The organism is Streptomyces sp. RP5T, from assembly GCF_003933965.1.
In the GTDB taxonomy this organism is placed as follows: Bacteria; Actinomycetota; Actinomycetes; order Streptomycetales; family Streptomycetaceae; genus Streptomyces.
Map to the genome: position 1 here is coordinate 1 of NZ_RSAJ01000388.1, position 8044 is coordinate 8044.

Genomic DNA, 8044 nt, shown 5'->3' on the forward strand with positions numbered 1-8044 from the left:
CTGCTCCCGGGGGGCGGGGCCTCTCGCTTCGGGCAGTTCGACAGGCCCCTGATCGAGAAGAGGCTGAAGCAGCTGTGCCCGCACTGCCCGGCACCGATCGTCGCCGCCACCGCAGATCCGGCAGTCCAGCGGCAGCAGATCGACGCCATGATCACTAGGGGCGTGGACGTCCTGATCATCGCCGCCATCGCCCCCAAGTCGCTGCGCTCGTCGGTCGAGGCCGCGCACCGGGCCGGCATCCCGGTCGTCGCATACGACCGGCTCGCGCAGGGCCCTATTTCCGGTTACGTCACCTTCGACGGTGCGACGGTCGGCAGGCTTCAGGGTGAGGCACTCCTGAAGGCCATGGGTCCGAAGGCGAACGGCGGCCAGATCGTCATGATGAATGGCGCCACGGTCGACCCCAACGCGGGCTGGTTCAAGCGGGGAGCGCTCTCCGTCCTCAAGGGCAAGGTGAAGATCGGCAAGTCGTACGACACCGTCGGATGGCGGCCGGAGAACGCTTACGCCAACATGACCGGCGCCATCGCCAATCTGGGTGTGAGCCGCATCGACGGCGTACTGGCTGCCAATGACAGCCTCGCCGGCGCCGTGATCTCCGCCTTCGGCGCCGCCGGGGTCAGGCCACCGCCCCCGGTGACCGGCCAGGACGCCGACCTCGTGGCCGCGCAGCGCGTCGTCAGGGGAGATCAGTACATGACCGTCTACAAGCCCTACAAGTCCGCGGCCGACGCCGCCGTCGAGATGGCCATCGCTTTGGGACGCGGCAAGACGGTCAAGTCCATCGCCACCAGCACCGTGGACAGCCCTACCACCAAGAACATCCCGGCGGTCCTGCTGCCATCCGTTTCGGTGACGGTCGGCAACATCAAGGACACCCTGGTGAAGGACGGTATCTACACCGTCGACCAGCTATGCCCCCCGAACCTCCGGTCCGCCTGCGACAAGGCCGGACTCACACGATGAGCTCGCCTCGAAGGCGGAGGAAGGTGGCCCCGTGGTTCAGCCCCTGCTGGCGTTGCGCGGCGTCTCCAAGCACTTCGCTGCGGTCCAGGCGTTGGTGGACGTCGAGCTCGAGATCCGGGCCGGGGAGGTCGTTGCCCTGGTCGGCGACAACGCTGCCGGTAAGTCCACCCTGATCAAGGTGATCTCGGGCGTCGGTCCACCAGACAAGGGCATCATCGAATGGGAGGGCCGTCCCGTCCATATCAGGCGTCCTCAGGACGCCCGGCTGCTGGGAATCGCGACCGTCTACCAGGACCTCGCGATGTGCGACAACCTCGATGTCGTCGCCAATCTCTTCCTCGGCCGCGAAATCCAGCGATTCGGCATCCTCGACGAGGTGGAGATGGAGCGCCGGACCCGCGAACTGCTGCAAACGCTGCCCATCCGCATCCCCGACGTGCGTGCGCCGCTCGCCACCCTGTCCGGCGGCCAGCGGCAGGTCGTCGCGATCACCCGCTCGTTTCTCAGCGAGCCCAGGCTGCTCCTGCTCGACGAGCCCACCGCCTCCTTGGGCCTCCAACAGACCAATCAGCTCCTCGACCTCATCGAGGAGCTCCGCGACCGGGGCGCTGGGGTGCTCCTCATCAGCCACAACATGGGGGACATCAAGGCCGTCGCCGACCGGGTCGCCGTCCTGCGCCTCGGCCGCAACAACGGCCTCTTCAACGTGAGCACCACCCCTCAGGAACAGATCATCGCCTCCATCACCGGTGCGGCGGACAATTCAGCCCCCCATCACCCGGCCGACCCGGAGGAGGCATGGCCGTGAGGGGGAGGTGGACGGGTAGGGGGATCCGGGCGCGCGCCGACGCCGGGCCTGCCACAAACAGGCGGCGCGACGGGCAGTGGTTGACCGGACGTCTCAGGGCGTACGCGGACGCGGTGCGCCACAGACTCCGCAAGGGGCAACTCGGCCCGGCCCCGGCCCTGCTCGCCCTAGCCGTGATCTGCACCGTCTTTCAGAGCCTCAACAACAACTTCCTCTCGCCACGCAACCTGTCCGTCCTCAGCGTGGACATCGTCGGGACCGGAATGATCGCTGTCGGCGTCGTCTTCGTGCTGCTGATCGGCGAGATCGACCTGTCAGTAGGCGCGCTCGCCGGCCTGTCGGGCGCTCTTTTCGCGGCGCTGAGTGTGAACCAAGGACTGCCGGAATGGCTCGCCGTGATCATCGCCGTGATCTGCGGCGCGGCAGCCGGAGCCGTCCAAGGCTTCGTCTTCACCAAAACCGGCGTACCCGCGTTCGTCGTCACCCTCGCGGGCCTGCTGACATGGAACGGGCTCATGCTCTATCTGCTGGGACCGGAGAGCTCCATCGATTTCAGCGAGGACGGGCTCGTAGCCAAGCTGACCGGCCGCTACTTCGGCTCCGCCGTCGCCGCCTACGGCCTCGCGGCACTCGGCACGGCCGCCTACCTCCTCGTCTCCTACCACGACCGCAGGCGCCGCTCCGCCGCCGGGGTGCCGTACCGGCCCACGGGTGAGATATGGGCTCGTACGACGCTCCTCGCGGTGGCCGTCTTCGCCACCGTCTACGTGCTGCGCCGCTTCGAGGGCCTGCCGCTGGCGCTGCTGATCTTCCTCGCAGTCATCATCGCCTCGGACCTCCTCCTGCGCCGCACGCCTTACGGCCGACAGGTCCTGGCACTGGGCGGTGGTGCGGAGGCGGCCCAGCGGGCCGGCGTCGGGGTGGCGCGCGTGCGGATCTCGGTGTTCCTGGTGTCGGGAGCCCTGGCCGCGGTCGGCGGCCTGTTCGTCGCGTCGCGGCTCACCTCGGCGACGCAGGTGCCCGGCGCCGGCATGTTGCTGATCAACGCCATCGCCGCTGCCGTCATCGGCGGAACCAGCCTGTTCGGCGGACGTGGCTCGACCTGGTCCGCCCTGCTGGGGGTGCTCATCATCCAGTCGATCGCCTCGGGTATGGCGCTCCTGGGAGTCGATTCGGCGACCCAGTTCATGATCACCGGCGGGGTGCTGCTCGTCGCGGTGGTCTCCGACTCGGTGGCCCGGCGCGCTGCGGAGCCGCGCGGACGGGCCTGAGCTCAGCTACTGCACTCCTCCGGCCGTCCGCACGTCGCGAGCGAAACCGTCAAGGCTCGGAAGGAGAGGTTGCACGGCGACGGGGGCCGACTGAGCCCGTCGGCTCCGTCCGGCTTCCGTCGGCCGCCTCCTTCGTCACCTCGACGGTGTGCTTCTCGATGCGCAGGTCGAAACCTTTTTCCGACTGTGCGCGCATCCGAATCGCTGAATGCTGCATTTTTGAGAATCCGGTGAGCCGCAGCGTTGCTCTCCGGTCGTCCGGACAATTGAAGGACGATCTTACTTATTTCATTGGTCTTGCTGCGCACTCATCCGGGCGCATAACTCTTGTGCACACCCGCTTCCTTGTTCCGGCTCCCGATGAGCCTGGACAGGACGGCGGGGAACCGGCCTCCGGTTCCCCGCCGACCAAGGGGCGGTCGAGACACCGCATGTGAGGAGAAGTCATGAAGAAGGCTTACGAGGCGCCGACGCTGCTCCGTCTCGGGACGTTCCGGAAGAAGACCGGGCTCCTGCAGAGCTCCGGCAACGACCGCCTCATCCTGAGCAAGAACTGACGAGCGACCGTTCCTGACCCGACGTCATGACTGAACTGCACGAGAGTGCGGGGACGGGCCCCGGCGACGCGCACTTCACGGTCTTCACCGACCGGGAGGACGCGGCCGCCGCGGCCCGCTCCTTCACCCGCCCCGGCACGCGAACCCTGCGACACGCATCGGGCCGGCCCTGGATGGTGGGGCAGTGGCACGACCAGGAGATCGTCACCGCGCGCGCCGGCCAGACGGCCCTCGCCGTCATCGGCTGCTGTCCGATCGATGCCGTAGAGCTCCGGCGCCAAGCCGGACGGCTACGTGATCTCGCCGAACTCGACGCACTGGCCCGCTCCCTCCCCGGCAGCTTCCATCTCGTCGCCGCGCTCGACGGGCGCCTCAGAGTGCAGGGCACCGCCTCCGGGCTCCGCTTGGTCTTTCATGCCCTCGTCGACGGGACACAGGTGGCCGCCAGCCGTGCCGACGTACTCGCCGACATGCTCGGAACCGACCCTGACGAGGAGCAACTGGCCGTCCGGCTGCTGTGGCCGGTTCCCCATCCACTCGCCCAGGCGTCCATGTGGCGAGGCGTCACCGCCGTGTCCCCCCAAGACGCGCTGATCGTCTCGCCGGACGGCCGCACCGTGCGCCACTCGCACTGGTGGACACCACCGGAAGCGGAACGGAGCCTCGCCGACGGCGCCCCGCTCGTCCGCGATGCCCTCACCGCGGCGGTGGACGCCCGTACCCGGCAGGGTGGCGTGGTCAGTTGCGACCTGTCGGGCGGCCTGGACTCCACCTCCATCTGCTTCCTGGCGGACCGCTCGCCGGCCCGGGTGGTGGCCAGCACCTGGCCGGGGCGCGACCCCGCCGACACCGATCTGCACTGGGCCGAACTGGCCGCCCGGTCGATGCCGGGCGTCGACCACGTGGTCTGGGACGCCGACGCTTCACCGCTGGTCTACACCGACCTGCTCGACATCGATGACCTGCTGGACGAACCGACCATCGGCGTCATGGACCGATCAAGGGTCCTGCACCACCTGCCCCCCTTGGCGAAGCGCGGCAGCCGGTTGCACCTGACCGGTATCGGTGGCGACCACGTGGCCTGGTGCTCGGAGGCGTACTACCACCGACTGCTGCGCACCCGGCCGCTGTTCGCACTGCGTCAGCTGCGCGGCTTCAGGGCCCTGTGGCAGTGGCCCCTCGGCGGCACGGCACGCGCGCTGGTCGACTCGCGGCCGTACGGCAAGTGGCTGGCCGACTCCGCCGACCGCCTGCGAGACCCGCTACCCGCCACCGTCAGCACCAGCCTCGGCTGGGGCATGCCCCCTCGCCTCTTCGACTGGGTCACCCCCGACGCCGAACGGATGGCCCAACGGGCGCTGCGCGAGGCGGCCTTGACGGCCGTCCCCCTGCACCCCGACCGCGGCCTGCACACCGACCTCGAACAGATCCTCTCCTGCACCCGCATCATCCGTCAGTGGGACCGGATGGCCGCCCGGGCCGGCGTGCCGATGGCCTCGCCGTTCCTCGACGACCGCGTCATCGAGGCCTGCCTCGCCGTACGCCCGAGCGAGCGCGTCACCCCCTGGCAGTACAAACCCCTCCTGACCACCGCCATGAGCGGGATCGTGCCCGAGGCGTGCCTGCGTCGCACCAACAAGGCCGCCGCTTCCATGGACGCGTCCAACGGACTGCGCGAGCACCGCGCCGATCTGCTGGCGCTTTGGGAGGACTCCCGGCTGGAACAGCTCGGGCTGGTCGACGGCGCCGCCCTGCGTCGGCTCGCTCAACGTCCGGCCACGCCCGAACTGCGCGACGCGATCCTCTACTCGACCATCGCCGCCGAGGTGTGGCTGCGCGGTCTCCGGCGAACCACCGGGCCCGTGGCTCCCGCTTCCTCATGACCACCGCTCCCCAGCAGAAGGGCACCCGCATGGCATTGAAGTTCGGTGCTTACGTCTCCACCGCCGAGACGGACTACGGCACGGTCCTCCTGGACGAACGTGCCGGGGAATACTGGGAGTTGAATCCGACCGGCAGCCTCGTGGTCAGCACGCTGATGAGGGGTGGTGACGAAGCCGCCGCGGTCGCCGCGCTTGTCGACGAGTTCGACATCGACCTCGCCCAGGCGAAGCAGGACGTCGAGGTCCTGGTGAAGGACCTGAAGGCCTCGGGGCTGGCCCAATGACGACGCCCAGCGCCCTGGAACGGCCCACGGGTGTGCCCTTCCCCCAACGCCTGGCCGCCCGTCTCGTCCTGCCCCTCGCCTGCGCGCTCGCCCTCCTGCCACCCCGCCGGATCCGCACCCTCCTCCACCTCGCCCGTCGCGGAGCCACGCCGGCCACCGTCACACAGGCGAAGAACGCACGAGACGCCATGTGCGCGGTGAGCCTGCGCTGCGCCGGGCCGAAAGGCTGCCTGCCCAGGTCTCTGGGAGCGGCGCTGCTGTGCCGCCTGAACGGGAGCTGGCCGACCTGGTGCACCGGGGTGCGCGTGGTGCCTCCCTTCACGGCCCACGCCTGGATCGAGGCCGATGGCCACCCCGTGGACGAGGGTGTGCCCGACGACTACTTCACCCGGCTCATCACGGTCGCTCCCGGGAGCCGATCGAGCCGATGACCGAAACCGTCGTGGATCAGGCGCACCTGGCAGTGGAGGGGGACCGCTCCACCCGCGTCGCGGTCGCCACCATGTACCGGCTGACCGCCGGGCACCGGGCTTCGGTCCTCGTCGCCACCGCGCTCACTCTGGTCGGCTCCGCTCTGGGCCTGGCTCAGCCGCTCGTCGCCAAACAGGTCGTGGACGCGAGCGGACGGGGACAGGTGATGTGGCCCCTGCTGCTGCTCCTGGCCGTCCTGTTCGTGACCGAAGCGGCAACCGGTGCCGTGGGCCGTTACGTCATGGAGCGCATGGGCGAAGGCATCGTACGAGGGCTTCGCCACGGTCTGGTGGCGCGACTTCTCCGGCTGGAGATGAGGGAGTACGACCGGCACCGCGGCGGCGACCTGATCTCCCGGGTCACCTCCGACACCACCCTGCTCAGAGAAGTCGTCTCCCAGGCACTGGTCGATCTGGTGACGGGTTCCCTCGTCGCCGCGGGAGCGATCGTCCTCATGGCGTGGATCGACCCGTTGCTGCTGCTCCTGGTCGCCGCGACCGTGGCCACCGCCGCGGTGATCGTCGCCTCGCTCCTCAAGGGGATCCGCGCCGCCTCCGAACGCATGCAGACCTCCGTCGGCGCGATCGCCGCCGACCTGGAACGCGCCCTCGGCGCCCTGCCGATGGTCCGGGTTCACCGAGCGGAGGACCGTGAAGCGGCCCGCATCGGAGAACGTGTCGAGGCGGCGTACGACGCCGGCGTACGGACCGCGAAACTTGCCTCGATGATGAGCCCCGCGGTGGAACTCGCGGTACAGGGTTCCTTTCTGATCGTCCTGGTCATCGGTGGCCTTCGCGTCAATGGCCACGCCAACTCCCTCGGTGACCTGGTCGCCTTTCTGCTCTACGCCTCCTACCTGGTTCTTCCCCTGTCCTCGGTCTTCCGGGCGGTCGGCCTGATGCAGCGGGGTATGGGGGCCTACCAGCGCATCGAGCAGGCGCTGACCCTGCCGGCGGAGCCCTGCCAGGAGACGCCGACCCTCCGATCACGCCCACTCGAAGAAGTCCGGCGGAACGGCTCGTGCGAGGAGCCGGAGGAACCGGCCCTCGCCCTGCGGAATCTCAGCTTCGGCTACGACCCGGGCCGGCCGGTGCTGCGCGGCGTCTCGTTCGATGTCCCTCACCGGCAGCAGACGGCTCTGGTCGGCCTGTCGGGTGCTGGAAAGAGCACGATCTTCGCCCTCGTGGCCAGATTCTACGAACCCGACTCCGGGACCCTGCTGTTCGACGGCCTGCCCGCCCCCGCCCTGAGCCGTACCGCCTGCCGCGAACGCATCGCCGTCGTCGACCAGAACGCCCACGTCGTCCACGGCACCCTCTGGGACAACATCACCTACGCAGCGCCCGACGCCACCGGCGCCGAGGTGCGGCGCGTCGTCGAGCTCGCCCAACTGGACGGCGTCGTGCGGCGGCTGCCGGGTGGCTTGTCCGGAATGCTCGGCGAGCGCGGCGGCACCCTCTCGGCAGGAGAGCGCCAGCGCGTGGCCCTGGCCCGCGCGCTGCTCGCCCGCCCCTCGATCCTCCTGCTCGACGAACCCACCTCGCACCTCGACACCATCAACGAGACCGCGCTCACCACAGTGATGAAGGACGTCGCCCGGGAATGCGCTCTCCTGGTCATCGCACACCGGCTCTCCACGGTCCAGCACGCCGACCGGATCGTTGTTCTGGACAACGGCCGGATCGCCGCCCAAGGACGCCACGAGGAACTGCTCACCAGCAGCCCCCTTTATCGCGAGCTTGCCGCCGGACAGATGCTCCATCCCGCCGGCGCCCGGACCCCCGCACGCGCGACCGTACGCCCC

The 8044-nt window shown here is 69.4% G+C and carries 8 protein-coding genes; all 8 read left to right on the forward strand.

Annotated elements, in window-relative coordinates; genetic code table 11:
• A partial coding sequence (locus EHS43_RS30770) for a sugar ABC transporter substrate-binding protein (RefSeq protein ID WP_148104124.1) occupies positions 1-966 on the forward strand: 966 nt, incomplete at its 5' end.
• A gap of 31 nt (positions 967-997) precedes the next feature.
• Positions 998-1774: an ATP-binding cassette domain-containing protein gene (locus tag EHS43_RS30775; RefSeq protein ID WP_260470792.1), complete on the forward strand. Its 777-nt coding sequence runs from the start codon at positions 998-1000 to the stop codon at positions 1772-1774.
• The gene (locus EHS43_RS30780; protein WP_125193974.1) at positions 1765-3045 is read left to right on the forward strand and encodes a sugar ABC transporter permease; all 1281 of its coding nucleotides are present in this window, start codon (positions 1765-1767) and stop codon (positions 3043-3045) included. Before EHS43_RS30775 ends, EHS43_RS30780 begins: the two co-directional genes overlap by 10 nt.
• Before the next feature lie 446 nt (positions 3046-3491).
• Positions 3492-3602, forward strand: a complete 111-nt coding sequence (locus tag EHS43_RS30785; RefSeq protein WP_125193975.1) for a keywimysin-related RiPP — start codon at positions 3492-3494, stop codon at positions 3600-3602.
• A gap of 26 nt (positions 3603-3628) precedes the next feature.
• Positions 3629-5485, forward strand: coding sequence for a lasso peptide isopeptide bond-forming cyclase (locus tag EHS43_RS30790; RefSeq protein ID WP_125193976.1), 1857 nt, complete (start codon positions 3629-3631; stop codon positions 5483-5485).
• Positions 5482-5769 (forward strand): lasso peptide biosynthesis PqqD family chaperone, encoded by a 288-nt coding sequence (locus EHS43_RS30795; protein WP_312023452.1) that lies wholly within the window; start codon positions 5482-5484, stop codon positions 5767-5769. The genes EHS43_RS30790 and EHS43_RS30795 overlap by 4 nt, the downstream gene beginning before the upstream one ends.
• Positions 5766-6200, forward strand: a complete 435-nt coding sequence (locus EHS43_RS30800; protein WP_125193977.1) for a lasso peptide biosynthesis B2 protein — start codon at positions 5766-5768, stop codon at positions 6198-6200. The genes EHS43_RS30795 and EHS43_RS30800 overlap by 4 nt, the downstream gene beginning before the upstream one ends.
• On the forward strand, positions 6197-8044 hold a 1848-nt coding region (locus tag EHS43_RS30805; protein ID WP_148104125.1), incomplete at its 3' end, for an ABC transporter ATP-binding protein. The genes EHS43_RS30800 and EHS43_RS30805, both read left to right, overlap by 4 nt.